Below are 26,304 nucleotides of genomic sequence, written 5' to 3' on the forward strand. Positions count from 1 at the left end.
ACGGCGACCCAAGACCGATTCGCTCCGGGCAGCTCGGTCAGACTCTTAGAGTTCGGAGCCTTCTCCTCTGCGGGATTTCATTCCCGATTTGTGCTCGACCTGATCGTGGGGGCGGATGACCAGTGTTGCCTCTACAAGGCAACAGCGGTCATTCGCCTCGGCGATCGTATTCAGCCCCGGGGCCCGCCGGGGAAACACTGGGCACCCTTTGTGCGCGGATGCGTGCCAGCATATTCCGACCCAGGCCACGACAAGGGTCGGTTGACGAATCAAGGCGCAGTTAAACCAAGCTTTGCGAGGAGCTTTTCGACTGCGTATGACAGTCAAAGGTGGCTTTTCTGTTCCTCGCCTGGTGACCCACCAGGCCAGCTCTTCTTTTTCTCATTCCAGTGACTGCCACCGTATTCCGGCCATAAAAAATCGGGTTGCAGCGTCTTGACGCTCCCCTGTGACAGGCTTATACAAAGGGCGTGGTTCGCTGTCGTTGACAGCCCAGCCCAGGTAGCTTGAACCTTCAAGGCTACGCCACGTTCGTGGTGGTTTACCCAAGTGCGATCAGCGTTCGGAAGCTCGCGCGGTTACCGCTTCAGCGGTGATGAATGCCCACTACCCCATGTCTGCGGATCACCACCGCAGACGCTCCTCTGCTGCACCGCTATTCCCCCCAGACGCATCGTTCTGATCGTCATCGGCTTGCCGGTGGCGAGTCGTTCATCGCTCGCCTTCACCTTACCCACCCTGACGGAGGCTCACTTCCCCGTCAGGGGCTGTGCGTCGCCGTTTTCCCTTGAAACAGGAGAACCACCATGGCCCACGCCAACCACCCCCAAGAAGCGACCACTTACTTCAATCTGCACACCGTCGGTATCGGCTACCTCAACCGTGTTCGTGAAGTACAAGTCCGCCGCGGCCAGCCATTCATGGCCTGCGATATTGCAGCCCTGCACGGTGCCACCGATGCGGTGGAGTACACCCGTTTCGACTGCAAAGTTGCTGGGGGTGAAGCTGAACGCTTGATTCGTCTCTATATGGACGCCGTCAAAGCCGAGAAAAAAGTCCTGCTGTCGTTCCGTATCGGCGACCTGTGGATCGATCCGTTTCTTTACGAGAAAGGCGATAAACAAGGCCAACCGGGCGCCAGCCTGAAAGGTCGTTTGCTGTTCATCGACTGGATCAAGGTCAACGGCACGTTCGAATACAAAGCGCCCGCCAGGCAGGAAGTAACAGCACCTGCTGAGCAAGCGCCAAACAGTGAGCCATCCCCATCATCGGCTGATACCGAAGCTGAGGAGACCGCAAACCCAACAGAGGCTCGGGTCGAACCTGAATCTCCACCCACTCCCCGCACGGCCCGCCGTGATGCCACCCGCACCGTTCAGTCCGCCTGAACAGTCCACGATGTTCCTCATCACATCAAGGCGCTCCGTCGAGCGCCTTTTCTTCAATCCGCACAGGAGAACCAACATGGAATCCTTCTGGCTTTGCGACGACTGCGTGTTCGCTACTGCTTACGAGGACTACAGCACGTTATCGCTCTATTACACGACGGATGAAATTGAGAAACGCATCGCCGGCATCCATCGAGGACTGGTTCGGTTAATGCCCATCAGTGCCGACTTCGATCCCGAAACTGGCTGGGGAATAAAAGCTTTTTCCCCATTGCCCTGCGACGGTTGTGGTTCGTCCCTACACGGTCAACGCCACCGATTCACGCGGCTGTAAACAGCGCGCCATCTGCTAACGCCCGCGACTCCACACCCACCTCGGGGACAACACACCCCTCGGGCGTGTACCCCTGATTGTTCCCTTCGGAGGTACCACCATGAGAACCCAACTCACACTGATTGAGACCTCGGATTTCGAGGCTGATCGTATCGTCCAAGAAAACCAGGTGATCGACGAAGCACTGCACATTCTGGATCGTCGGCTGTTCGCCCGCGGCCCTAACCTGATGTCGCCTGACGCCGTGGCTTCATACCTAAAACTGCATCTTGTGCAACAAGAGCATGAAGTCTTCGGTGTGATATTTCTCGATGCCCAGCACCGGGTGTTGGCGTTCGAAGTCCTCTTTCAGGGCAGCATTGATGGCGCCAGTGTTTACCCCCGCCAAGTCGTTAAGCGTTCCCTAGCGCATAACGCCGCGGCCGCCATTTTTGTTCATAACCACCCCTCAGGTTGTACAGAACCCAGCCAGGCGGATCACGTCTTGACTGCACGGCTGAAAGAGGTCTTGGCCTTGATCGAAGTGCGCGTACTGGATCACTTCATCGTGGGTGAAGGTCGTCCACTTTCTCTTGCCGAACATGGCTGGCTTTAACCCTCACAGGCGTCTTCGGGCGCCTTGTCCATTATCATTCTGGAGAACCTTCATGAACCCCACACACCAAGCTGCAGCCCTGCTGACGGCCTCCAACCCATTTACTCGCGGTTACGACAACCTTCATATCGAACGGCTGCTACTGATCACCTACGAAGACGACTGCCCTCCCTGCTGTCGACCCGTACACGACGCACAGGCCCATCTGTCCGACGACGAGCTGCAACTGTTCCCCTGCCTGTTCAATGACGATTTCGCCGTGATCAGCGAAGGCCAATCCATTTCGGATGATTTGGATGAACGCTGCCAGTCCACCGGGCTAGTGCGCCAAGTAATCTACGCTGTGACGGGTGAAATGCTCAACGAGCGGCATCACCTCGGTGATCTGTACTCCCTGGAAGAGGCACAAGCCATGGTCCATCGCTTGAGCTTCGAAACGGGACACTACAGTCGAGCCTGGGAAATCAGCACCGCACACCTTCCCGAAGCAGCGATGTTCTATCTGCAGAGTGGGTCAGTAACTTCGCTCTGCGGCAGACCGGCCTTTTGTTCGAGCTTTTTACGCTGCCAGATTGCTGCGGTATCGGTTGCAAACTGATCGGCACGCCATGGACGGACGATAACTTGTTGAACATTGAGGGCAACCGTTATTCGAGCTTGAGACAAGAGCAACTCGACGCAGGCACGCCGGAAGCCTTGGTCAACGTACTGTATCTGGCGGCATTAGCGGATGTGCGATTGTTAATCTTCGACCCCGACGCTGCCATCTTGAATGGGCTCGCCATTTTTGATGAATAGCAACGCGTTCAGCGTTAACACGACTCGCCTTGAATCAACTTTCTCACTGAATCGTCCCTTCACCTCATGTCAGGTTTTGCACTGAATCTGACATGAGGTTTTTTCCATGGAGCGTTTTTTCACGCCTGTCTGCCTGCTGGGTTTGTTGAGCGCCTGCACCGCGCAAATCCCCAACCCTTTGCCGACCAATCCAGAGATCGACAGTTACTCCAATCGGGCCCAGCACTCGAAGGGCATAGCCGAAGAAAGCCATCCGGCAGAGCTTCGTTATGGCCGCTACACGCTGGTCAGCACCGAGCCCACCACGGAACAACGCGATCTTCTTGCCCAAATCATTGACGTGAGCATCCCGTCCAGCTTGAACCCTTCAGTGCAGGATGCATTGCAGTACGTATTGCAGCGCTCGGGCTATGCGCTCTGCCCCGTTACCGCGTCGGTGAGGGTGCTGTTTACTCGGCCCCTGCCCGCGGCCCATTACCGGCTCGGCCCGATCTCTTTGCGCCGCGCGCTCCAAGTGCTCGCTGGCCCCGCCTGGCAACTCACGACCGACGAAGTCAGCCGTTCAGTCTGCTTCGAACAGCAGAAAACGGCGGCCGGCGTCGCGCTGATCACACCCGTCTCGCCCCATCTGTTGGAGGCACGCCCATGAGAACCTCGACGTTTCAAACCCTCATCATTGGGCTGCTTTGCTTGGCGGTCGCCGGCCTGAGCGGTGGTTTGTATAACCAGTATCAACGCGTGGCCGAACTGCAGAGCACGAACACCCAACACCGACAAACCCTGGACACCCTGCAACATGATTCAAGCGCCCTCAAGGATGCCCAGGAGAAGCTGCAGTACGCGCTTAAAGACCTGAAGCAGATGGTCGATACTGGTGAGCAACAGGCCAATACCCTCGATCCGATGTTGGATCAGTGGGCGCAAGAGATACAGGAACTGCGTGATGGTCTCGCAGCCCGCGCCACCCAGGCAGACCTGACAGCGCTGCGCGCACGCCTTGAACAGGTCGAGCAGCAGCTCCTGGAGCACAAGACCCAGCCATCACCCCCATCGCCGACGCCTTCTGCGACCAACACGAAAAAGACCGCTCGCCCCAAACCCACCCCGCTCTCGCCACCGTTTTCAGTATTGAGTGTCGAGTCCCGCGGTGGTGAGCGCTTTCTGGTGGTCGCACCTCATGACAGTCGCTCGCTCACGGATGTCAGGCTGCTACATAGCGGTGAGCAGCAAGGGGCTTGGCGCCTGAAAATACTGGAGCCGAACTCAGCCATCTTCGCGGTGGCCGCTCAGCCAGATCAGACCGTGCACCTCCCTTGAGTAGTGATCATGAACAGAGCGCTACTGCCCACCGTTGTCTGTCTCGCTTCGCTACTGGCCATGGGCGCTGCGGTGGGCAACCCTGTCGCGACACAGTCACGGATCCAGGACACGCAGTCCGCTCCCCTGGGGCGTTCTGACTCTGAACAGGCGGCGAGCTGGGGTCTGACGGAGCAGGAGTGGACGCGCTTCGAACAGATCCAAGCCGGCCCGCGCGGTTTCTGGAGCCCGAACCTCGATCCGTTGACCGCACTCGGGGTCGAGGCCCAGACCGACCAAGAGCGCCAGCGCTACGCCGAATTACAGGTAGCGCTGGAAGCCATACGCGCTGAGCGCGAGTTGGCCTACCAAAACGCTTACACCGCGGCCTGGGCCAAGCTGTTTCCCGGGCTGCTGCCGATCCAGGGCATAGCATCCCCGTCCCCTGCCAACTCAGCGGTCATGCCGCGTCATGCCTTGTTTGTGGAGGACCACTGCCCAGCGTGCACCGCCGAAGCCCAGCGTCTGCAAAGCAGTGGCATGGCGTTCGATATCTACCTGGTGGGCAGCCAAGGCGAGGATGAACGCGTCCGTAGCTGGGCTAGGCAAGCAGACGTTGATCCGGCCAAGGTCCAACGCCGGCAGATCACCCTGAACCATGACCGTGGTCGCTGGTTCAGCCTGGGAGCCCCGGGGCCATTGCCTGCCACATTTCAAGAGGTGAATGGACAATGGCAACGCCTCGACTGAGTGGTATTGCGCTGATGTTGGCGATGCTGGCGGCTCAGGCCGAGGAGCTTCCGCCGCCAGCCTACCAACTGGTGGCGCATGACGCCGACATCCCTTCTACGGTGCTGTTCGCGATTGCCCTGCAGGAGAGTGGTATCCGCGTCCGGGGTCGACTGCTGCCCTGGCCTTGGACCCTGAACATCGCCGGAACACCCTACCGCTTCGCCACTCGCCAGGCCGCCTGTCACGCCTTGCTTCAGGCACTCACCCGACATGACGCCAAGCGGGTCGATGCCGGTCTCGGGCAAACCAATCTGGGTTACCACGGACAACGTTTTTCCAGCCCCTGCGAAGCCCTTGATCCCTACCGAAATCTCGCCGTGACCGCCGCGCTGCTGCAGGAGCATCACGCTGCCACCGGTGATTGGGTCTTGGCTGCCGGGCGCTATCACCGTCCGGCAGGAGGAACGCCGGCCGCGCGTTATCGCGCAGGCTTTTCCCGGCAACTCGAACGGTTGCTGGTTTCCTTTGAACAGGGCATACCACCATGAAGCGAATCCCCAATGTCTGTTATTGCATCCTGCTCTTGGCACCTTTCGCCCAGTCGGAACTGACCGTAGCCGGGGATCAGCCTAGCGACTTCACCCGACCCCATTTTCAAGTTGCCAGGCCGTCATTAAACAACAAGACCCAGCCTGATCGGACCATGCATGCGGACCTGTCCACATTTGCCGATGAAGCCTGGATATTGCCCGTCCGCAGCTCTCACTTGAGCCCCGGCCAGATCACGTCTCGCGCCCTGAACATGCCAGGCTTGCGACCATTTTTCCTCGTCGGGGAGGATCCCCAGTCACTGGCTTGGTTGCGTCAACGCGCGGCCGAACTGCACGAAATGGGCGCGGCCGGCCTCGCCGTCGAAGTGGCCGACACCGAAGCTTTGGCGCGGATTCGAACAGCCGGTCCGAACCTCACCATCCTGCCGATCAACGGTAACGACATCGCCACCCGCTTGCAGATCGAGCACTACCCCGTCTTGATCACTGCCACCTCACTGGAACAGTGAGTCCAGGTCATGGCCGAGCATGCGATGGAATCCAAGCTCCGGCCAGCGGTGGAGCTGTACACCGTAGCGATCTGCATCGCGGCCGCAATGCTGTGCATGTCCTCGCCCTGGGCCGTGGCCCTGTCACCCGAGATCGGGCAGGTTGCGGCGCTGGCCTATGCCTTGTTCGGCCTGATCCGCCTGCGACAAGCCTGGGAGGTGTTGCGCTATCGACGCAATATCCGCCGGCTGCCCCGCTACGAACTGACCAGTCGGCAGATTCCGGTCAGTCGTAAGCGTTTGTTCATGGGTCGCGGCTTTCGCTGGACCCGTCTGCACACCCAGCGCTTGGTCGAGGCCCAGGATCCGGCGGTCGCCCACTATGTCGACCAACCGACCAGCTACCGTCTGGCCCGTGGACTCGAACGGCGCCTGGAGCATGTACCGTTTCCACTCTCGATACTGGCCCGTGTCACGGCCTGGGACAGTGCGTTCAATCCGTTGCGCCCTTTGCCCTCGGTAGGTGGCTCGCCACTATTGCATGGGGTCGAGCCCGATGAAACGGAAGTCAGTCTGCCGCTGGGCGAACGGGTCGGACACACCCTGGTGCTCGGCACTACCCGTGTCGGCAAGACGCGACTCGCCGAGGTGTACATCACCCAGGACATTCATCGCATCGAACATGAGGTAGTAATCGTCTTCGATCCGAAAGGCGATGCTGACTTGCTCAAGCGGATGTATGTCGAAGCCAAACGGGCCGGTCGGGAAAAGGAATTCTATGTTTTCCATCTGGGCTGGCCGGAGATCTCCGCGCGCTACAACGCGGTGGGACGTTTCGGACGCATTTCGGAAGTGGCGTCACGCATCGCCGGGCAGCTCAGTGGTGAGGGTAACTCTGCGGCCTTCCGTGAGTTCGCCTGGCGCTTCGTCAATATCATCGCCCGTGCCCTGATCGAGCTCGGCCGGCGTCCGGACTACCTGCAGATCCAGCGACATGTGGTCAATATAGACGCGCTGTTCATCGAATACGCTCAGCAGTTTTTCGCCAAGACCGATCCGAAAGCCTGGGAAGTGATCGTCCAACTTGAAGGCAAACTCACCGAGAAAAACATTCCCCGGCATATGGTGGGACGCGAAAAGCGCGTGGTGGCCATAGAGCAGTACCTGGCAGTGAAGCGGGTATTTGATCCGGTACTGGACGGACTGCGTTCGGCGGTACGCTACGACCGTACTTACTTCGACAAAATCGTTGCCTCGCTACTGCCGCTGCTGGAGAAACTCACCACCGGCAAGACCGCCCAACTGCTGGCCCCCAACTACACCAACCTAGATGACCCGCGGCCAATCTTCGACTGGATGCAGATCATCCGAAAACGCGGCATCGTCTACGTCGGCCTGGATGCACTGACCGACGCCGAGGTGGCCGCCGCGGTGGGCAACTCCATGTTCGCCGACTTGGTCTCGGTCGCCGGACACATCTACAAACACGGCATCGACCATGGCCTACCCCAATCGGGTAACAACAGTGACAAGTTGCCAATCAACCTCCACGCCGATGAGTTCAACGAGTTGATGGGTGATGAATTCATCCCGCTGATCAACAAGGGCGGCGGGGCCGGCATCCAGGTGACGGCCTACACCCAGACCCTCAGCGATATCGAAGCGCGAATCGGCAACCGCGCCAAGGCCGGCCAGGTCATCGGTAACTTCAACACCTTGCAGATGCTCCGCGTACGCGAGACCGCCACTGCTGAACTGCTCACCCAGCAGTTGCCCAAGGTTAACGTGCTGACCAAGACCCTGGTCTCCGGGGCGACCGATACCTCCTATCCTGAGGCCAACACGGACTTCACCTCGTCCTCCCAAGACCGCGTCAGCAGTACCAGCGTGCCGTTGATCGAGCCTGCTCATATCGTCAGTTTGCCCAAGGGACAGATGTTCTCTTTCCAGGCCGGTGGGCAGCTCTGGAAAGTCCGCATGCCTTTGCCAAAACCCTCCAACGACGATGCCATGCCCAAGGACCTGCAGGAGCTCACCCAGCGAATGCGGGCCGCCTACAACGAGCAGGCGGGGCAATGGTGGAGCGCAAGCGGTGGCGGCCCAACAACAAACTTCAATCTGGATCAGGTGGGGTAGCCCGCCCCTGCCACAGGTTTCGATTCAGCAAAAACTATCCAGAAGGCCTCGTGACGACATCAACACTGCAGCGCGCAATGGAGTGAACGATGGCGACTTCCGTCCAGAACACGCCGCCACAACCGATCCAGCGCCCGGGGTTGTTCATCTCGGCGATCAGCCTGGTCCTGCGCATCATCGGACTGCTGATTGCCTCGTTGCTGTTCTCGATCCTCACCGAGTTCGTCGGACTGCTACTGTTCTGGGGCGATCAGGGTTGGCGCCACAGCCAGGCCATGTTGAATAGCGAATTGGGATGGCTCAGCGAGCACTTCAAAGCTTCACTCATCCTCCAACAACCCGGGCAAACGATCGTTCAAGTACTGGATTATCTAAATCAGTGGCTGCTGGTCAAGACTGGCTTTGCGGATTTTGCCCGGCAGGCGCGGGAGTCGAGCCGCGGCAACGGTTTCTGGAGTTGGACCAATCAGCTGTACGTGAGCATTGAGGATTTCGTACTGGTCGCAGTGTATGTGACCTTTACCTTCGTGGTGCGCCTGACCATTCTAGTCCTAGCCACACCCTTGTTTCTGTTGGCCATATTCACTGGTTTTGTGGATGGCTTGATGCGCCGTGACCTGCGCAAATTTGGCGCGGGCCGTGAGAGCAGTTTTGTCTATCACCGCGCCAAGCGCGCAGTGATACCACTGCTGATCGTGCCCTGGATCATTTACCTATCTCTACCCTTTTCGATCAGTCCAATGGCGGTATTCCTACCTTGCTCCGTGATGCTCGGGGTGACCATGGCTATTACTGCGGCGACATTCAAAAAATACATTTGAGTGCGGCACAAGTGCTAATTTTCTATTTCAGTCGATATGATGACGCTGGCATTCAAATGGACCGCGGTGAGCGCCCCGTAGGGCGAGCCTAACTTGCCGCAGTTCAGAATTTCCGAGTGAGATCCTGGTGTACTGGAGGCTCGCCATCGGCGAGAGGGACTACCCTGGAACAGCATTGGAAGTGTCTTCGACGGACGAGAAGACACACCCCGGCAAATGGGGAGATGAAAAGGCAACCCGCACTGAGCGGGATGGAGGTGGGGCAAGTTTTCCTATGCACGGCTGTATGAGGGAGATATGTGGCTCATTAACTCGTCGATTTCACCCGCCGAGGCAGTATAAAGCGGCTCGAATCGGCCGTGCTCTCCGGCAAATACGTACCGTGAACAGCGGCATTCATCGGCTGCCTCCTCGCAGTTTTTACATGGGGGAGAACAGAGCTCTATCATCTGATCGATTGCTGTCGAAGGATCGTAGGGGTCGAAGATGTCAGGATGATGCGACGCCTCCATAACGATGAATCCTCCCCTCGCGAATTCCAAAACTTCTTCAGTACTATCAAACTCCCAATTCGACAATGCCCTTAGAGCCGGCAGAAGCACCACACGGCAGTAGTCGAATCGGTAGTTCTCAAGGTGGCACATGACGCGTCCCTCATCCTCCACTAGACTCTGGAACGAAATCTGTCCGTAGCGTTCGCCTAAACTCCTATATCGCGAGGGATCGACACGGATGTGCTTCAGGGCATTGTTGATCGCGTCTATCAGTTCCATTTTACGGTTACCGAGATACGCACCGGGCACCGAGAATTTCTCATCGAAAGTTGTTACCAGGTCCTTGCGTGTTTCTGTTATTCCATCTGCAGATCTTACAGCCTGCAAGTAGTCCACGCTGTGAGCCAAAATCAGGTTTACGCCGAACACTTGGTGGAGCGTAACCTCGTCCCTCCTGACCTTCGTTTCCAGATCGTCCCTTGCAGGCTCAAGGATGTAAGTGATGAAGTGACAATAGTCGTCGCACGCCTGCTGAAGTGACAAGGACACTTGAGTTCTGGGTTGCGGTTCCGCATCGTAGATGATTGCCATGCTGTTTTTTCCTTAAACATTGGTGTATCAGTCAATCGGGAAAAAAGCGGCGAATTTCAGCTTCCGCAGCTCGTAACAGTTCGCAAGCATTTTCCGGCACTTCGATGCTCCAGACCCAGCCGCTTGTATTCTTCTGTCGGTAATAGCGCACCCGCTCGACACCGGCCTGGAGGATAGTCAACGGGTTAGCAATCTCGATCCCTTGCACCTCAAACGTACCGATTGAGTAGGCCTGCTTCTTACCTTTCCAAGGGCCGTCAATCACTGGCAGCGGGCTGAAGGGATACAGCGAATTCGTGAATTGCATTAACGCCTCAAACTGCTCTTTGGCCAATGCGCAAAGGAGGTTGTAGGCCTCTACAGCCAGCGCATGCTGTTCAGCCGTTTGCTCTATCACTGTTTCAAGCGTTATCGCTTCCCGAGGCCCGAACGACCACATGCGCTGCCCCTTTTCGTTGGCTGATACCGCTACGGAAGCCGTAAGGCCCATACCGATGTTGCGGGGATGACCATGCTCATGATGGTTTCGGTAGTTGTCCGTCAGGTCGTGGATGGCACCGTAACCCAGCTTATTACTGAGGATGGGGGCCAACTCCTTCCAATTCGCCCATGGTTGTCCAATACCTGAGGCTATCTTCATGTTCAGGTTGCGAACGCCGTCCCATTGCAAATTGGGATTGTCACCATGGAGAACGTAGTTGGCGTGGCCGCAGCAAATGGCAGCTGCGTACATTATTCGGCCCCGAATGGCCTGTGGGCCTCCTAGCGCTAGAGTCGAATAGGGGCGTATGTGCTCGACCAGCAGCGAGAGACGTTCAATCTCATCGCAGCTCTCGTATACCTGCCTCCAAGCATCGAGCGTGTTAATCCAGCGCCGAAAGTCGTTCACGGAGTTGAAGAGTTCGCGCAGGAAATCATCAGCGCTCTCAATGTACGGGATCATTGGGGCCGTCATTGTCTGTCCGCCAGACAAGTTTGGCTGTTGCACGATATCGTGCACCCGTTTCGTCTGGTAGCTGGCTCGGAACTGGGCGTAGAGTTCTATAGCTCGATCATCATCCATGGTGTATTCCTTGATCTGTGGCTGTCGAGAACAACCTATTCGCATCAACTCTTGACCTGTACTGCTACTCATTACTGACGGCGACCGTATTGAGGGGAGTATTCGACCAATCCTGAAGAGCCAGGGGGTAGCTGATAGTCGTGCCTAAAACAGAGAGGCGGAGTGTCTGCCGCCCTCGCGCTAAGGGCAGACGATCCCTTTTTTTCGCATCTTCGCGATGAAGGCGGGGCCATCACCCGTAAGGTGGCTCCCATCAGAGGACTGGCCAATACCCGCATATCCGGCAGTGAGAGGGAAGCCGAAGCATTCCCTGTGCAGCTCAAGGCAGCGCTGGCCAATACCTAGTCCCTTGCAGGCATCGAGAGCTAGATGAGTGATATGGTATCGATCTGGAGCGCCCGTATCGTCTTCATCATCTCTGTAGTCGAGGCGAATGTTTCCGACCAATGCTCCACCCCTAGTCACGTTGATCACGTCGCCCTCATCATCAATAGTGATCATGTAACTGTTGCCGTCTGAAGCGTTGAATTGATCTTCCATCATTTTTCCTCGTTAGAGTGCTAAAAGTCGCATTCTTCTACTGGCTTAGCCCCAGTGAAGGGGCCGTGGACTTCCTACTATTCGGACTGTCGCATCAGAGATGTCTTCAGTTCCAATGCTTTTGCCAAAAGAAGATCGATGTCTTCTTGTGTGCTGGCTTCAAGCTCGATGTCACCCACTTTCAACCGAAGCTTGCGGCCGGCACGTCCATTCATCCACGCAACAGCTGCAACGCTAAGAGCAGGGACAATTATTTGAGCTGCTGGAATGAGAAACTCACCCGTCATACCACCGACAGTGCCCGGACTATCGAACACGGCAAAGCGAGTATCCGCATCAACACTTGCGGCTTTGAGCTGGCCCTTAAACTGACGCAGTTCAGCCTGATAATCAGCTCCGAATCTGGCAAGGTCATCTGGCGCTGGGATTAAACGAAGGGAAAGTTCAGATTGGTCGTTCATTTGTAGAAATCCATTCTTTTGGACGCGAAAACCACGTCCTTCTACTCGCTCGGCCCCGCACAAAAGCGGGGCTTGGAGTATACCTAGGCGATTTATCTGGTTGGACATAGTGTCGCCGTCCTGGGCCGCATGAACCAACTCCATGACCCAGTCTTGCAGCCACTCACGCTGAACTCCGACGATTTTCGAGCTAGGGTGTTCAACCGTATTTAGGGCCACGTTTGAAGCACTCTGCCCCCTTCGTATTGCAGTAGCCCCGAAAGAACGGAGCTGGTGGTGGACCTAGTTTCATATCAAGCCGAGTCGCTGATGTATGCGTTTGATACGGCCTGATTGCGCCTCGGTGGGTTCCATTGCTCCGATGAAGAAGAAGCTTTCATGGTAGTTCCCAGCTACCCATTTGAAGTCGCCATTGGACTTCCATTCTAGGTTCGGTGGTGTCCTCAACCGCTCGACGTCAAACGGTGCACGGTTATCCGGCATAAATAGTGCTTGAGCAGACAACCCCTCATTTGGCGTTGGATCAAGGAGTTCGCCCTCCTCATTTCGCCAGATCGCGTGATGCTGCGCAATAAATACGTCCCCTCGCTGCCAGAGCGACCAGCCATATACAACCTGTCCACCATTTGAAAGCTGGTGGTCAATGCAGTTAAACCAGCAGTAAGAAATATCACAATTTGGCTGTGGATCGACAGGTACGACAAGAACTGATAAGTGATCCACATAGCTAGAAGTAGCCAAACCTTTCGCAGGAAGAACCTTTGTTTTGCGCAAAAAATCACAAAAATCCTGAAATCGAGTGTCGTCCGTTCTTGGAACATTTGGCAGCGGTTTGCTCATCAAGATTTCCATATTAATGCTGACTAGCGGATAGAGTTACCGATGTCACTATGCCAGTGCAAGCTCGAAAGCGCGGCGGACAACCTCGATGTCAACAGTTAGATACATCTTGCTGTGGTAGAGATAGGCATGCCCGAGAATGATCTGAACTGTCTCAACGTCGCCGATTGCGGCCAGGTTTTTTTTGCAGCAAGCGAGCGTCTGCCACTATGGGATGATCCCTGCTTGATACCGGCCTGTCGGTAGAGCCTGATGATGGTCTGGTGGAGCGAATCGCACGCCCGGTAAACCTCTGGCCCATTGTCCAGCTCCCGATGCTTGAAGACCAGTTCAAAACCCCGGCCCGTGTGTGTCGTGACCAGCTTCGATGCAGGCCGCAACCCTCGATACTCATCAGTGCTGGAAAGCCCCCAGCGGCACCGAGATCGCACCGCTATCCAGCCACCCAGGGCGGCAGGGCATCGAGCATGGGTCAGGTACACGTTTCGCGGTCGGCAGCCCTTCGTGATATCGGCACGCAGGTAGACTTCGGGCTTAATGGTGCCACTTGGGTACAGCACGTCTGCGACCTCCAGTAAGGTCCTTCCCCAGAAAAAGCGATTCATCAGACCTCAGGTTTCTTACGGAATAATTCGACCTCTGACTTGATTCTGCTCCCAGATCCATATGGGCCAGCATCATGCCAACTACCGTCTTTCGCTGCTTACTACTCTCACTGGCTATCGTCGATGGCAGCAGCTATGCCGCATCTGCTCATGAGCAGGATCAGCTCAGCCTGGTCCAGCAGCAACTCGACATTATCGAACGGCTTACGACGCGTGCGGAGGCAGCCAGTACTTCTGAATCGAACAAACGCTATCGCTTCGACTATCCCCAATTGATCCAAGACATCCAGCGCATCGGAAACGGTGTGCAGGACTACCTGTCTCCCTCTCGCGCTCAACCCCGTGACCCCACTGAATTGGTCGGCGACTACCGCCTCGACGCTCCGCCCGTGAAACCCTCGCCATGAGCATGACTGACGCTCAGATCGCAGCCTTCCAAAACGCCTCCGGCTTCTCGGCGCAGAGCAGTTCGACACTGTGGCTGTCTCTGGTTCTCGTCCTGGCTTTGCTTTGGTGTGCCTGGGTGATGTGGACGGCTTACCGGGGTTGGGCCGCCGGCAGTGTGCGCTTTGGGGCCTTCGGCGGCAGCACCGCGCGCGTCTTGCTCGCCCTGCTCGTACTAATGTTCTTCACCCTGTCCTAATCCAGGAGATCGCCGCCATGCTCAAGTGCTTTGCCCCTCTGAGAAACAACCTGCGTGATCGTGCCAGCCAGCGCTTGATCGGTCTGCTGCTGGTGCTCGGTCCGAGCCTGGCCTTTGCTGAACTCCCAACCATGGAAGCACCTTCGCGCGGCGAAGGCTCCGGGTTAATCGAGACAATCAAAAACTACGCCTACGACGGCGGCATCTTGCTCGGCCTGCTGATCGCCCTGCTCGCTTTTCTCGGTGTGGCCTGGCACTCCCTGACTGTCTATGCCGACGTGCAGAACCAACGCAAGACCTGGAAAGACCTCGGCGCCGTAGTCGGCATCGGAGCCTTACTGGTGGTGATCATCATCTGGTTCCTGACCAAGGCTGCCGCGATTCTGTGAGGTTGGTATGAATGACGCTATCGAACGCCTTGTCGACGGCACCTTGGTCTTTCTGCCAGAGCGACTCAATCGCGATCCTGCCGTATTGCGCGGTTTAACCAATGATGAGATGTGGGTAGCGCTCGGCACCGGCGCTGTCATTGGCCTGCTGCTAGGCGTTCCTCTGGCGATCGCCACCGCCTCCATTGCCGTGGCGCCGACCAGCATGATCGCAGGTATGGCGGTAGTGTTATTTGCCGGTGGCACACTACTGCGTCGGGCCAAACGGGCTCGCCCCGAGACCTGGTTGTACCGCAAGCTCGAATGGGTACTGGCTAGCCGCTGGCGCCTGGGTCGAGGGACTTTGATCCTTCACTCCAGCGCCTGGACGGTTCGCCGTTCGCGTCGACTGCGCCCTGCCCTGTCCCGGTGGCAGCCATGAGTCGTTTTCGGAACAAGGTGGATGCTCAGCAGGCCCACATCTTCAGCCTGCGCCTGGCGGTAGTGATCCTCGCTCTTGTCTGTGCCGGACTCTGGTATGGCTGGCGCTCGGCGCCGACCGATCTGACCGTGCATGTACCGCCAGATCTGCGCTCGGGCAGCACTCGCAAGTGGTGGGATATTCCCTCAGAAAATGTCTATGCCTTTGCCCTCTACATCTTTGGCCAACTCAACCGCTGGCCCTCGGATGGCGAGCAGGATTATCGCCGCGCCATCTATGGCTTGCAGTCCTACCTGACACCCGCCTGCAAGGCCTTCCTCGACGGCGACTACGAGTACCGCAAGGCCGCTGGCGAACTGCGCCAGCGGGTGCGTGGCGTCTACGAAATCCTGGGGCGAGGTTACAGCGAGGATCCGGAACTCAGGGTCAAGCAACTCGACCGCGACAGCTGGTTGGTCAAACTCGACCTCAATGCCGATGAATATTACGCCGCCGAACCGGTGAAACGGGTGGTGGTGCGTTATCCATTACGCGTAGTGCGTTTCGATCAGGATCCCGAGCGCAACAAGTGGGGGCTGGCACTGGATTGCTATCAGGGCACTCCGCAAAAAATCTCCCTGCCTGGAGGTGAGCCATGAAGCAGATTTCTACCCTGGGACTCACCGTCGCACTGATGCTATGGGGAGCTGCAGCGCAGGCCGTCGAGCTGATGCACTGGGAACGCCTACCCCTCGCGGTCCCGCTGGTGATCAATCAGGAACGGGTGGTCTTTGTCGATGAGGATGTTCGAGTCGGCGTGCCCTCAACCCTGACAGGCAAGCTGCGCGTGCAATCAACCGGCGGAACGCTGTACCTGCGCGCATCGGAAGCCATTGCCCCGACCCGACTGCAACTGCAATCGGTCACGACGGGCGAGATTATCCTCCTGGATATCGCGGCCACTCCCGGCGATCAACCGCTGGAGCCCGTACGTATTCTCAAGAATGCTCAGAGGCAAGCTACCGAGGCTGAATCTAGCGCCGTCCCTGTTCCAGAACGCACACCGATCCCGGTCGCTTTGACGCGCTACGCAGCGCAAAGCCTGTACGCGCCGCTGCGCACCGTGGAGTCCCTGCCCGGTGTACGCCGCGTCCCGCTCAAGCTGCGCACCGAACTGCCAACCCTGCTGCCGACCGAAAACGTGTCCAGCACACCCATCGCCGTCTGGCGACTCGGTGATTACTGGGTGACGGCGGTGAAATTGCGCAATCGTGGTTCAGAGACGGTGCAACTCGATCCACGTCGACTTCAGGCCAAGCTGTTCGCCGCGGCCTTCCAGCATGCTTTCCTCGGGCCTGTCGGCAGCGCTGAAGACACCACGATCGCCTACCTTGTCACCCGCGGTGCCGGCCTCGAGCAAGCCGTGCTGCTCCCGCCCGTTGCGCGAGGTGCTGACGATGAAAGCTAACGCCTTGCTCAAATGGCTGGTACCGGCTGCGCTGCTGGGCGTGGTGCTGATCATCCTGAAAACCTGGGTCCCGGGTGGCAGCACACCTTCTCCAGAGCACCCAGTTGATCAGGGCAATATTCAATTATCCGCCGAGCAAGCCAAGTCGCTCGGCATTGCGGGCGATACCCCACGCGACACGGTCGCCACCCTGGTCGGCCAGGTGAAGGCCATGCGCAGCGACATGCTCGGTTTGAAGAAACACAATGACTCACTGCAGACGGAAAACAACCGCCTACGCGAGCGGGAAAACAGTGTCGATTCGCGTATCCAGACCGCGCTTGGCAGTGTGACCCAGCAGGTCGACGAAGGCCGCCGCCAAGCCAACGAGGCCCGACTCAAAGCGGAACAAGACAGTCGTCAGGCTCGCGGCCTGCTGACGCAATTGCAGGAACAGTTGTCGGGGCTGACTGGCAAAAGCAAGGACATGCCGATCGGATTGGGGCTTGAGCCCGGCGACGGCGCTCAGTTCGAAGGGCGACACTCTACCAATGATGCGCTGCAGTGGATTGAACCCTCGGATGCTCCGTCCACCGACGCCAGAGGCAAAACCACGACTTCCTCCGCACTGAGCCTGCCTACCGCTTTCAACTCTCTGGAAGGCTTGAAAGACAACGCGATTGATCGCAGCCAGAAACAGCTACGTGCAGTTACCAAGGGTGAGCGCGACCTGACGCGATCCGTTGATCGTACCGAAGGCGCGAAGCCGGTCTACACGATCCCCGAAAACGCCACGCTGATGGGCTCGGTCGCCATGACCGCGCTGATCGGCCGAGTCCCGGTGGACGGCACCGTGAATGACCCCTATCCCTTCAAGGTGCTGGTCGGTCCGGAGAACCTGACCGCCAACGGCATCGACCTGCCGGACGTCGCGGGGGCCGTGATGAGCGGCACGGCGTCCGGTGACTGGACCCTGTCCTGCGTACGCGGACAAGTCGAGTCAATTACCTTTGTGTTTACCGATGGCACCATCCGCACGGTGCCTCAGCCGAAGGCGATAGCCAGCCGCACTGCCTCCACCACCCAGAGCTCGAACACCGACAAGATCCGTGGCGGGCTCGGTTACCTGTCCGATCCGTATGGCATTCCTTGCATTGCCGGCGAGCGCCGCTCGAACGCCCAGCAATACCTCGGCAGCCAGAGCCTGATCACTGCCGCCGGTGCCGGTGTCGCAGCGCTGCTCGGGGATGAGCGGAACAACAGCAGTGTGATCAGTTCGGGCGGCAGTACGCTCGGGGTCACCAGCAGCAGTGGCAATAGCGCACTGAACTCCATTCTCAGTGGTGGGGTCAGCGACATCCGCGAGTGGGTCAACAAGCTGTATGGCGAAGCCTTTGCTGCTGTGTACGTGCCACCGGCAGCACAGGTCGCACTGCACCTCGACCAGGAGATCACCATCGACTACGAGCCCAAGGGCCGGAGCGTTCGCCATGAAAAAAACCATGCTTCTCTGCCTGACCTGGATTAGCTTGCTCTGCTGGGTCCTGACGGGGTGTTCCACCGACAAAGACACGCTGCTGCCCCATGGCGAGCAAACCATGCTGGACATCTGGAACGGCGCCGGTTCGCAAGGCACTCAACAGCAACTGCTGGAGGCTCGACAGCAGTTACGCCGCCCGCTGGCTCAGGCAGATGTCTCCGCGGCTCTCCAGGAACCGTACACGCGCACAGCGGCGAACGAGATCCGCAACCTGTTCCCGCGCCTGCCCAATCCCGATCTGGTGCTGTACGTGTATCCGCATTTGAGTGGTACCGAGCAGGCACCGGTTCCGGGTTACTCGACCGTCTTTCCGTTCTACCAACGGGTGCAGTACGCATTACCCGGTGAACGTCAGGAAGACTTGTAGTGCGTACCAGCGATGCGGGCAACCGCACTTCTGCATGGAAAGCCTGGCGCAACCCATTATGCGCTCGCGCCACGTTGGCCGATGACGCCGCACTCTATGCGCACAACCCTAGCTTCACCGATCACCTGCCGTGGGTCGAGTACCTCAACACCGAGCAGTGTTTTCTGCTCGATGACAATCGTTCGATGGGTGCGGTATTCGAGTTGCTGCCCATCGGCACTGAAGGGCGCGAACCCGATTGGTTGATGGCGGCCCGCGATGCCCTTGAGGATGCCCTGCAGGATAGCTTTGACGAGCAGGATCAAGCGCCGTGGGTGGTGCAGTTTTTCTGCCAGGACGACAACGACTTCACCCCCTACCTGACCCGGCTCACCGATTACATTCAGGACAGCGCGCGAGGCACGGTCTTCACCGAAGCGTATTTGGAACTCATCCGCCGTCATCTGAAGGCCATCGCCAAGCCCGGTGGTCTGTTTGAGGATAAGGTGGTGACGCGCCTTCCCTGGCGTGGCAACAACCGCCGGGTGCGCCTGGTGGTCTATCGCTGGCTTGAGTCTGACGCTGAAGAAACAGGACTCTCCCCGGCGCAAGCCCTGCAACAAGCTTGCGAACGAATCGGTGCCTCGCTGCAAGCATGCGGGGTGCCATCGACGCGAGTCGATGGCCGAGGTCTGTATGCCTGGTTAGTGCCCTGGTTCAATCCGGCACCCACGCTCAACGATGAGGCGCCCGAGGCGTTCTACCGTCGCGTGGCCTATCCGGAGTCGGGCGACGGTGAGTCGCTGGAACTGCCCTTCGATCACGACTTCGCCGAACGGCTATTTTTCAATGAGCCGCGTTCGGATGTGCAGCGCGGACTTTGGTATTTCGACGATCAGCCCCACCGGGTGATGGTAGTGGACAAGTTGCGCCGAGCGCCCTTGATTGGTCAACTCACTGGCGAAACCCGCAAGGGCGACGCGGTGAATGCCCTGTTCGACCAGTTACCCGAAGGTACAGTCATGAGCCTGACCTTGGTGGTCAAACCGCAGGACGTACTTGAGGAGCAGTTGAACCGCCTGGCGCGCAAAGCCATCGGTGAAAACCTGGCCTCGACCCAGACTCGTCAGGATGTCGAAGAGGCTCGTACGATCATCGGCCGCCAGCACAAGCTGTACCGCGGCACGCTGGCGTTCTACGTACGCGGTCACGATGAACAGCAATTGCACCAGCGCTCGGTCAGCCTGGCCAACGCGCTGTTGGGCTCGGGGCTGCAACCGGTACGTGAAGGCGATGAGGTCGCCGCCTGCAACAGCTACCTGCGTTGGTTACCGATGGCTTACAACCCGGCCCGCGACACGCGTAACTGGTACACCCGCCTGATGTTCGCCCAGCACCTGGCGAACCTGGTTCCGGTCTGGGGCCGCAGCACCGGCACCGGCCACCCGGGCATCACCCTGTTCAACCGCGGCGGCTCGCTATTGAGCTTCGACCCATTGTCACGCCTGGACCGGGCCATGAACGGCCATCTGCTGTTGTTCGGCCCGACCGGCGCCGGCAAGTCGGCCACATTGGTCACCCTGCTGATGCAGGTCATGGCCGTGTACCGCCCTCGCCTGTTTATCGTCGAAGCCGGCAACTCATTCGGCTTGCAGGGCGACTACTTCGCGACACAGGGCCTGTCAGTCAACAAGGTCCAATTAAAACCTGGCGCCTCGGTCAGTCTCGCCCCGTTCGCCGATGCCTGGCGCCTGGTCGAGCAGCCGGATCAGGTGGCGAGTCTGTCGATCGATGAGCTGGACGATGAGGCGGTAGCCAGTCGCGAAGACCAGCGCGATGTTCTCGGCGAATTGGAAATCACCGCTCGCCTGATGATCACCGGCGGCGAGGCCAAGGAAGAGGCGCGCCTGAGTCGAGCCGATCGCAGCCTGGTTCGCGAGTGCATTCTCGATGCGGCGCAGACCTGTGTCGCAGCGAACCGCCAGGTGCTGACCCGCGACGTGCGCGACGCGTTGCTGCGTGTCGCCGCCGACCCGCACCTGCCAGAGAAGCGTCGCGAGCGTGCCCAGGAAATGGGCGAGTCCATCGACCTGTTCTGCCAGGGCTTCGAGGGTGAACTGTTCAATCGCGAGGGCACGCCTTGGCCCGAGAGCGATGTGACCATCGTCGACCTGGCCACCTATGCTCGTGAAGGTTACGAAGCCCAGATGTCCATCAGCTACATCAGCCTGATGAACACCGTGAACAATCTCGCCGAGCGCGATCAGTACCTGGGCCGACCAATCATCATGGTCACCGACGAGGGCCATATCATCACCAAGAACCCGTTGCTGGCACCGTTCGTGGTCAAGGGCACTAAGATGTGGCGCAAGCTTGGCGCCTGGTTCTGGCTGGCCACACAAAACCTTGCCGACTTCCCCACTGCCGCGCAGACCATGCTCAACATGATCGAGTGGTGGGTTTGCTTGAACATGCCACCGGCGGAAATCGAAGAAATCGCACGGTTCAAGAAACTCACGCCGGCACAGAAAGCCTTGTTGCTCTCCGCCAGCAAGGAGCCGGGCAAATACACCGAAGGAGTGGTGCTGTCGAAAAAGCTCGAAACGCTGTTCCGGGCCGTGCCGCCCAGTCTTTACCTCGCCCTGGCGATGACAGAGCCCGAGGAAAAAGCCGAGCGCTGGACACTGATGCAGGAGAATGGCTGCTCAGAGTTGGAAGCGGCTTATCGGATAGCTGACCGGATCGATAGAGCGCGAGGCATAGAACCCACATAGGGGAATCTATTCAGGTATCGCGCTCTAAAGCGAGTGACCGGTTATTACGATGCGCCTCGAAGCCGCTGCTGAATCCGCAACAAGAATCCGGCTTCAAAAGCATCTTGGCAGTCACCGACAGGAAAGGTTTTGCGTGTTTGCGCCAGCTCCCACCACAGTGGAATTTCACCGGGCGTATCAAGCCAAGCCTGGGCGCATTGCACGCCACGTTCGATCATCTGAGCAAATTCGTTGCCCCAAGGGGTCAGAAGACTTGAGCAACCATCCGCCGCAGGAATTGAAATGTAGTTTTCGTCCATACACACCCTAGAGTTCTGATTTTATTGTTAGACACTGGACCCAGCCTCGAATCATAACGAAACCAAATGAACACTGGATAACAGGTATGTGCATCAAATGGCCTAGATCAATACCAATGTAGACTATATCCCGTGGATTGAGAGTCCCTCAAGGCGCAATTTGCGCGCATGACTCAAGACTACGAACAGCTTCGTCTTCAGCTGGCGGAAAACATCCGCTTGATGCGACGCGTGAAAAACCTTACCCAAGAGCAGCTCGCGCTCATGGCCGAGGTGGATCGCACGTACGTCAGTCAAATCGAACGATGCACGGGCAATCCGTCGCTGTTGGTCCTGTGCAAGCTCGCCAATATTCTCGAAATCACCACAGATCAGCTACTTGCAGAACCCGATACTCTGCGCAGCGCCCTTCACGTCAAATAATAGTCTCACGGCTCACAAATCCGATAGATCCGCCTTCATAATTTCCACTGACAGTCTTCAGTCTGTAATCGAACCTGCCCAGGCCATACACCGAGAGCCTGGATCATGCCTGTTGCCTGCTCGTCAATCTCGCCCACAAAGCTACGGCCCCTGGCGCTGAGTATCCTGCTGGCGTGCGGCCCAAGCGTGGCGCTGGACACCGCCAGCATCACGTCCTCCGTGCTTTCGCAAAACTGCCTCGACTACAGGGTCGTCGGCATTTGTTTCTGGCTGTTCTGCACCCCCTTCGGCTGCACAGTCAAAACCTCGACCAAGGTTCGTCATTTCATTCCTGAACTGGTGGTCTCGAGCTACGCCAACACCGGCAACAACCCCTGGACCGAGATGGCTGCCCTCTCCACTCCCATCAGCGGCGCGGAGGGTGGCGGCAACCTGATCACCCCGAACACCCGCCGCGACAACCTGCCCCGCTTCAAGAACGTCGACGGTATCGGCCACCCCGGTGGCAGGATCGCCACGCAACTGGCTTCGCAATCAGGCTACGCCTGCGCCAGCGGCGCAACTGCATTCATGCCTTACTTCCTGAGTACCCTGGACTCACTGGCCTGGCGCGATGGCATCCCGGAAGGTTTCTACCCCGAGTCGCTCATGCCGGGGCTCCGTGAAATCGGTAGTCAGGCCTCGGGAAACATGTGGGGCAACGTTTATCCCCGGCAGGGTTTTCTGGTACAGCCTGACGACTTCAAAGCCGCCGCAGTCATGGCGCAACGGGCCGGCGATGTCATCACCCGTAACGGGCAACCGCATGTGTATGTACCACTCACGCCGGCCAAACGCGACGGTTACTGGCCGCCGGGCCCGATTATTGAAAACGACACCTCAACCCACAAATGGCAGTTGCTCTACCCCCAGGTTCAGCCCACGTGCGCCATCTTCCCCAGCGATCCGGTCCAGAGCGCGGATGGCGGCTATGCCTGGTCGCTGTGGCGTCCTTATAGCTGCTGTAAACGCGAGGGGCAGACCTTCCTGTTCAGCATCGACTTCGAAGGCGGTGCGTCATGAGTCGACTTCGTGCGCAATCATGGTTTGGTCTGGCAAATTTGTTGATCTACGGGCTGCTCGCCATGGCCACGCATGCCCACGCCGCCGAGGGCGATTACCGCCTGGGCACTCAAGGCGAAGTGCTCGATGACCGAGTGATGTACACCATTGGTGGCGGCTCGGCAGTGGGCTCACCGAGCTCGCTCTACCGACCCAGTGGTCTCGGTGTCGGCGGGTCCTGGCGAGCGAACATGATGTGCGGAAACATGAGCCTCACCAACACGCTGCAAAACCAGCTAAACGGTGCCACCGAAGGTTTCCAGCAGATTATGGGCAGCATCGTGCAGAACGCGACCCAAGCGGTGATGTCACTGCCGGCGTTGATCATCCAGCGCGCCAACCCCGGTCTCTATGAGTTGTTGAGTAACGGGGTGATGCAGGGGCGTATCGACTTCGACCGCTCCAAGCTGACCTGCCAGGCCATGGCCGAGAAGATGGCGGACAAGGTCGGTCAGGCCGGCTGGGGCGCGCTGGCTAAGAACCAGGAAATGCAGGGTAATCTGGAGCAAACCGGCGGTGATGCGGTGGCCGCAGTGAAAAACACCGAGGCGCGTAACGGCAACAATGGAGTGTCCTGGGTCGGCGGTTCGAAGGCCGGAGGTAACGGACAGACGCCCATTCGGGTGACCGCCGACGTGGTCCGCGCAGGCTATAACCTGCTGCATAACCGGTCGGTGGATGACGGTGCGTCGATCAGTAGCAACGACTGCCTGGGTGGGGCTATCTGCCAGACTTGGGCCTCGCCGCAAGAGGAATCCGAATGGGCCGTTCGCGTGTTGGGCGAGAGCGAAGTCTCGACCTGCGATAGCTGCGAAACCCTGCGTGCGACCGCTGGCAGCGGATTGACGCCACTGATCCAGGAGGCCTATAACGAGCGCCTCAAGGCCTTGCAAGAGCTGCTGTCTGGCTCGCTGCCGCCTACCCCTGACAACCTGGCGAAAGCCTCCAGCCCGATGCTGCCGGTGACCCGGGGTGTGATCGAAGCGCTGCGCGACGATCCCGACCAGGATCTACTGACACGGCGCCTGGCCAGTGAGACAGCCCTGTCCAGCGTGCTCGACAAGGCGCTATTGCTACTGCGCACTCTGCTGGCGGGCAGCCACGAACCGAACATCGCTTCCGCCGAACCGGCCCAAACCGCCTTGACGAAAAACATCGACGCTCTGGAGCGCGAAATTCGTCTGCTGCAGACCGAACTGCAGGTCCGGCAGATGCTGGCCACCAATACCGCCAGCTTGGTGCTCGATCGGCATGCAGGGGGTGCCGACGCATCACGCACCGTCGAACAAGGTGATCCCGAGCCCCGCCGACTCAATGACGCCGACGCCAGGCGCAAGTGAAGCCATGAAACGCTCACGGCTGTTCACTCTGCTTTCAGGTCTGGGAATTGCCGCGGCGATGATCCTCACCGCCGCATTGGTCGCCTGGATCGGCCGCATTGCGTTGGGTAGTTTCGAGGCCTGGCAGCAGGTATTCGAATCCGTACGACCCTATCTGCGGGGGTGGCGTGCCCTGCTCTACGGCGCCCTCTTCGCGCTCTGGTGGGGTCTGCTTCGGCGCTACCGACATCGACCACAGGATCGACTGCGCGTGAAACGCATCGGGACATTAGGGCTCGTGCTCATTACCTGCGTCGAACTCACCCGACTGTGAGGTCACCACCATGCTCATGAGCACCAACAGCTACCTGGAGTTTTACCTCTCCCTACTGGCCTGGATCATCAACAACGGCCTCTGGAGCGTCCTGTCCGACACCGGACTGTTCGCCGCGCCCTTTGGTGCAATCATCCTGCAAGAATGGCTATCGGCCCGTCAGCAAGGTGCGGATGAAGGTAACAAGGGACAGCTCTCGGTGCCGCGGATCGAAAACCGGTTGTGGCTGGCCTACATCGTTGTGTTGTTCGGCTGCGCGCCGGTCTTTCCGTTGAGCCTCTCATCAATGACGTTCGATGATGCGACGAGTCAGCGCTGCGGCGTAAGTGTGGCCAAGCCAGCGGAAACCGCCTGGGGGACAACCTTCAATACCATCGGCGAACGCTCCGCCAACGTACCGATCTGGTGGTTTCTAGTGCATGCCTTGAGCAAAGGGGTAACCGCCGCAGCCACCGCCTCCATTCCCTGCGCACCGGATATTCGGCAGATGCGCATGGAGATCGACAGCTCGCGTATCAACAGCCAGGTACTGCTGCAGGAAGTCGCCGACTTCACCCGCGACTGTTATGGCTATTCCCGTTCTCGGTTGTTTACCAATCGCCCGCAACTGGACAAGGAACAAAGTCACGACGCGTCCTGGATCGGCTCAAGCTATCTTCTCGACACGCCCGGCTACTACGACACGGATCGTTCACGCACACCGCGAATCAGTTGGCCGTATGACGAAAGCCGCGATGTTTCCTTGCCGCGCCTGGAGAATGGCGCGGGCTACCCCACTTGCAAGCAGTGGTGGAGCGACAGCGGTGTTGGCTTGCGCGAGCGGTTGATCCAGCAGGTTGATCCCTCGCTGCTGACTCAGCTGAAAGGTTGGTTGACTGGCCGTTCGAGCAACGAGATCGAAGATGCCACCCTGCGCGAACTGATCAGCCCGCGCCAGCAAACGATGTCCATGTCACCTGGACAGGTGTACCAGGACTATGGCTCTAGCGCTCGTGGCGGCTCAATCAATCAGGGGCTCAATAACCTGGCCACCAACACCGGCTTGGCCCTCGGTTCCTTCAGTAACTTCCCGGCGATGAATGCGCTACGCGCCGCTCTGCCAATGGTGCAGGCCTTCCTGATCATGGGCGTCATCATCAGCTTGCCGCTGATTCTATTGGTCAGTACCTACCAGCTGAAGACCGTCATGACGGTGACGTTCGTACTGTTCACACTGCATATGCTGAGCTTCTGGTGGGAACTGGCCCGCTGGGTCGACTCCAGCATGCTCGATACCTTGTACAACCAGGTTTCGGTGTCCAATCAGGTGCTGTTGTCGCTGCCCACATCCGGACTTATGGATGGGACGGTCACCGCGCAGGTGATCGAGTACGTGATGGGGGCAATGTTCGTCGTGCTTCCGATGTTGTTTTTGGCTGCAATGAGCTGGGCAGGATATAGCGTTGGCTCAATTGCCGACGGCATGCTTAGCAAAGGAGCAGCTCAAGCGCAGGACGCTGGTGCAAGAGGCGCTGGAGCTCTGATGTCTGCTGGAAAGGCCTTAAGGAAGGGGTGAA

The 26,304-nt window shown here is 58.5% G+C and carries 30 protein-coding genes and 1 pseudogene; 25 read left to right on the plus strand and 6 right to left on the minus strand.

Going from position 1 to position 26,304, the window contains the following annotated elements; all coding sequences use genetic code 11:
* The first annotated feature begins 806 nt into the window (after positions 1 to 806).
* From AB1462_RS14320 to AB1462_RS14370, 11 genes and pseudogenes are all read left to right on the plus strand, one after another.
* The gene (locus AB1462_RS14320; protein ID WP_367247023.1) at positions 807 to 1,388 is read left to right on the plus strand and encodes an STY4534 family ICE replication protein; all 582 of its coding nucleotides are present in this window, start codon (positions 807 to 809) and stop codon (positions 1,386 to 1,388) included.
* A 76-nt stretch (positions 1,389 to 1,464) separates the two neighbouring features.
* Positions 1,465 to 1,722, plus strand: a complete 258-nt coding sequence (locus AB1462_RS14325; protein ID WP_367247025.1) for a hypothetical protein — start codon at positions 1,465 to 1,467, stop codon at positions 1,720 to 1,722.
* 100 nt (positions 1,723 to 1,822) lie between these two features.
* Complete coding sequence (gene radC / locus AB1462_RS14330) at positions 1,823 to 2,317, plus strand: DNA repair protein RadC (RefSeq protein WP_367247027.1); 495 nt, start codon at positions 1,823 to 1,825, stop codon at positions 2,315 to 2,317.
* Between the two features lie 52 nt (positions 2,318 to 2,369).
* Positions 2,370 to 3,115 (plus strand): annotated as a pseudogene (locus AB1462_RS14335) (ABC transporter substrate-binding protein).
* Between the two features lie 106 nt (positions 3,116 to 3,221).
* Positions 3,222 to 3,764, plus strand: a complete 543-nt coding sequence (locus AB1462_RS14340) for a PilL N-terminal domain-containing protein (RefSeq protein ID WP_367247028.1) — start codon at positions 3,222 to 3,224, stop codon at positions 3,762 to 3,764.
* On the plus strand, positions 3,761 to 4,432 hold the full coding sequence (locus tag AB1462_RS14345; RefSeq protein ID WP_367247029.1) for a chemotaxis protein: 672 nt from the start codon (positions 3,761 to 3,763) through the stop codon (positions 4,430 to 4,432). Before AB1462_RS14340 ends, AB1462_RS14345 begins: the two co-directional genes overlap by 4 nt.
* A gap of 9 nt (positions 4,433 to 4,441) precedes the next feature.
* A complete protein-coding gene (locus AB1462_RS14350) occupies positions 4,442 to 5,161 on the plus strand; it encodes a TIGR03759 family integrating conjugative element protein (RefSeq protein WP_367247031.1) in 720 nt (239 codons plus the stop codon).
* Positions 5,143 to 5,691 (plus strand): lytic transglycosylase, encoded by a 549-nt coding sequence (locus AB1462_RS14355; RefSeq protein ID WP_367247032.1) that lies wholly within the window; start codon positions 5,143 to 5,145, stop codon positions 5,689 to 5,691. Before AB1462_RS14350 ends, AB1462_RS14355 begins: the two co-directional genes overlap by 19 nt.
* Positions 5,688 to 6,203, plus strand: a complete 516-nt coding sequence (locus tag AB1462_RS14360) for an integrating conjugative element protein (RefSeq protein ID WP_367247034.1) — start codon at positions 5,688 to 5,690, stop codon at positions 6,201 to 6,203. Before AB1462_RS14355 ends, AB1462_RS14360 begins: the two co-directional genes overlap by 4 nt.
* 9 nt (positions 6,204 to 6,212) lie before the next feature.
* Positions 6,213 to 8,318, plus strand: coding sequence for a type IV conjugative transfer system coupling protein TraD (traD, locus tag AB1462_RS14365; RefSeq protein ID WP_367247036.1), 2,106 nt, complete (start codon positions 6,213 to 6,215; stop codon positions 8,316 to 8,318).
* 89 nt (positions 8,319 to 8,407) lie between these two features.
* Positions 8,408 to 9,139, plus strand: coding sequence for a TIGR03747 family integrating conjugative element membrane protein (locus tag AB1462_RS14370; protein WP_367247037.1), 732 nt, complete (start codon positions 8,408 to 8,410; stop codon positions 9,137 to 9,139).
* A gap of 272 nt (positions 9,140 to 9,411) precedes the next feature.
* Here the strand turns inward: AB1462_RS14370 and AB1462_RS14375 are convergent, their stop codons facing one another.
* The 5 genes from AB1462_RS14375 to AB1462_RS14395 form a co-directional block, all read right to left on the minus strand.
* Positions 9,412 to 10,224: a hypothetical protein gene (locus AB1462_RS14375; RefSeq protein ID WP_367247039.1), complete on the minus strand. Its 813-nt coding sequence runs from the start codon at positions 10,222 to 10,224 to the stop codon at positions 9,412 to 9,414.
* 31 nt (positions 10,225 to 10,255) lie between these two features.
* Positions 10,256 to 11,287, minus strand: a complete 1,032-nt coding sequence (locus tag AB1462_RS14380; RefSeq protein ID WP_367247041.1) for a hypothetical protein — start codon at positions 11,285 to 11,287, stop codon at positions 10,256 to 10,258.
* A 180-nt stretch (positions 11,288 to 11,467) separates the two neighbouring features.
* Positions 11,468 to 11,827: a hypothetical protein gene (locus AB1462_RS14385; RefSeq protein WP_367247043.1), complete on the minus strand. Its 360-nt coding sequence runs from the start codon at positions 11,825 to 11,827 to the stop codon at positions 11,468 to 11,470.
* A 77-nt stretch (positions 11,828 to 11,904) separates the two neighbouring features.
* Complete coding sequence (locus AB1462_RS14390) at positions 11,905 to 12,288, minus strand: hypothetical protein (RefSeq protein WP_367247045.1); 384 nt, start codon at positions 12,286 to 12,288, stop codon at positions 11,905 to 11,907.
* A gap of 288 nt (positions 12,289 to 12,576) precedes the next feature.
* Positions 12,577 to 13,128, minus strand: coding sequence for a hypothetical protein (locus AB1462_RS14395; RefSeq protein WP_367247047.1), 552 nt, complete (start codon positions 13,126 to 13,128; stop codon positions 12,577 to 12,579).
* A gap of 679 nt (positions 13,129 to 13,807) precedes the next feature.
* On the opposite strand from AB1462_RS14395, the gene AB1462_RS14400 reads away from it, so the two are divergent.
* From AB1462_RS14400 to AB1462_RS14440, 9 genes are read left to right on the plus strand one after another with little or no spacing between them, the layout of a single operon-like run.
* Positions 13,808 to 14,140: an RAQPRD family integrative conjugative element protein gene (locus tag AB1462_RS14400; RefSeq protein ID WP_367247048.1), complete on the plus strand. Its 333-nt coding sequence runs from the start codon at positions 13,808 to 13,810 to the stop codon at positions 14,138 to 14,140.
* Complete coding sequence (locus AB1462_RS14405) at positions 14,137 to 14,376, plus strand: TIGR03758 family integrating conjugative element protein (protein ID WP_367247050.1); 240 nt, start codon at positions 14,137 to 14,139, stop codon at positions 14,374 to 14,376. The genes AB1462_RS14400 and AB1462_RS14405 overlap by 4 nt, the downstream gene beginning before the upstream one ends.
* A 17-nt stretch (positions 14,377 to 14,393) precedes the next feature.
* On the plus strand, positions 14,394 to 14,765 hold the full coding sequence (locus AB1462_RS14410) for a TIGR03745 family integrating conjugative element membrane protein (RefSeq protein WP_367247051.1): 372 nt from the start codon (positions 14,394 to 14,396) through the stop codon (positions 14,763 to 14,765).
* Between the two features lie 7 nt (positions 14,766 to 14,772).
* The gene (locus AB1462_RS14415) at positions 14,773 to 15,186 is read left to right on the plus strand and encodes a TIGR03750 family conjugal transfer protein (protein WP_367247052.1); all 414 of its coding nucleotides are present in this window, start codon (positions 14,773 to 14,775) and stop codon (positions 15,184 to 15,186) included.
* The gene (locus AB1462_RS14420; protein WP_367247053.1) at positions 15,183 to 15,824 is read left to right on the plus strand and encodes a PFL_4703 family integrating conjugative element protein; all 642 of its coding nucleotides are present in this window, start codon (positions 15,183 to 15,185) and stop codon (positions 15,822 to 15,824) included. The genes AB1462_RS14415 and AB1462_RS14420 overlap by 4 nt, the downstream gene beginning before the upstream one ends.
* Positions 15,821 to 16,633: a TIGR03749 family integrating conjugative element protein gene (locus AB1462_RS14425; protein ID WP_367247055.1), complete on the plus strand. Its 813-nt coding sequence runs from the start codon at positions 15,821 to 15,823 to the stop codon at positions 16,631 to 16,633. The genes AB1462_RS14420 and AB1462_RS14425 overlap by 4 nt, the downstream gene beginning before the upstream one ends.
* A complete protein-coding gene (locus AB1462_RS14430; protein WP_367247057.1) occupies positions 16,623 to 18,140 on the plus strand; it encodes a TIGR03752 family integrating conjugative element protein in 1,518 nt (505 codons plus the stop codon). The genes AB1462_RS14425 and AB1462_RS14430 overlap by 11 nt, the downstream gene beginning before the upstream one ends.
* A complete protein-coding gene (locus AB1462_RS14435) occupies positions 18,103 to 18,519 on the plus strand; it encodes a TIGR03751 family conjugal transfer lipoprotein (RefSeq protein WP_367247059.1) in 417 nt (138 codons plus the stop codon). The genes AB1462_RS14430 and AB1462_RS14435 overlap by 38 nt, the downstream gene beginning before the upstream one ends.
* Positions 18,519 to 21,272 carry a conjugative transfer ATPase gene (locus AB1462_RS14440; protein ID WP_367247060.1) on the plus strand — a complete coding sequence of 918 codons (2,754 nt, stop codon included), beginning with the start codon at positions 18,519 to 18,521 and terminating at the stop codon, positions 21,270 to 21,272. The genes AB1462_RS14435 and AB1462_RS14440 overlap by 1 nt, the downstream gene beginning before the upstream one ends.
* 44 nt (positions 21,273 to 21,316) lie before the next feature.
* Here AB1462_RS14440 and AB1462_RS14445 read toward each other — a convergent pair whose 3' ends face one another.
* Positions 21,317 to 21,571 carry a LasR-specific antiactivator QslA gene (locus AB1462_RS14445; RefSeq protein WP_074844878.1) on the minus strand — a complete coding sequence of 85 codons (255 nt, stop codon included), beginning with the start codon at positions 21,569 to 21,571 and terminating at the stop codon, positions 21,317 to 21,319.
* A gap of 168 nt (positions 21,572 to 21,739) precedes the next feature.
* On the opposite strand from AB1462_RS14445, the gene AB1462_RS14450 reads away from it, so the two are divergent.
* The 5 genes from AB1462_RS14450 to AB1462_RS14470 all read left to right on the plus strand — a co-directional run bounded on the left by AB1462_RS14450 (position 21,740) and on the right by AB1462_RS14470 (position 26,303).
* On the plus strand, positions 21,740 to 21,994 hold the full coding sequence (locus tag AB1462_RS14450; RefSeq protein WP_069551348.1) for a helix-turn-helix domain-containing protein: 255 nt from the start codon (positions 21,740 to 21,742) through the stop codon (positions 21,992 to 21,994).
* Between the two features lie 105 nt (positions 21,995 to 22,099).
* Entirely contained in the window at positions 22,100 to 23,056 is a 957-nt protein-coding gene (locus AB1462_RS14455; RefSeq protein WP_367247062.1) for a TIGR03756 family integrating conjugative element protein, read from the plus strand.
* A complete protein-coding gene (locus AB1462_RS14460; protein ID WP_367247063.1) occupies positions 23,053 to 24,435 on the plus strand; it encodes an integrating conjugative element protein in 1,383 nt (460 codons plus the stop codon). Before AB1462_RS14455 ends, AB1462_RS14460 begins: the two co-directional genes overlap by 4 nt.
* Before the next feature lie 4 nt (positions 24,436 to 24,439).
* A complete protein-coding gene (locus tag AB1462_RS14465) occupies positions 24,440 to 24,748 on the plus strand; it encodes a hypothetical protein (protein WP_074844868.1) in 309 nt (102 codons plus the stop codon).
* A gap of 10 nt (positions 24,749 to 24,758) precedes the next feature.
* Entirely contained in the window at positions 24,759 to 26,303 is a 1,545-nt protein-coding gene (locus tag AB1462_RS14470; protein ID WP_367247065.1) for a conjugal transfer protein TraG N-terminal domain-containing protein, read from the plus strand.
* Position 26,304 lies beyond the last annotated feature (1 nt).

Origin of the sequence: Pseudomonas sp. SB113 (assembly GCF_040754745.1) — a bacterium.
Taxonomy (GTDB): Bacteria; Pseudomonadota; Gammaproteobacteria; order Pseudomonadales; family Pseudomonadaceae; genus Aquipseudomonas; species Aquipseudomonas grimontii.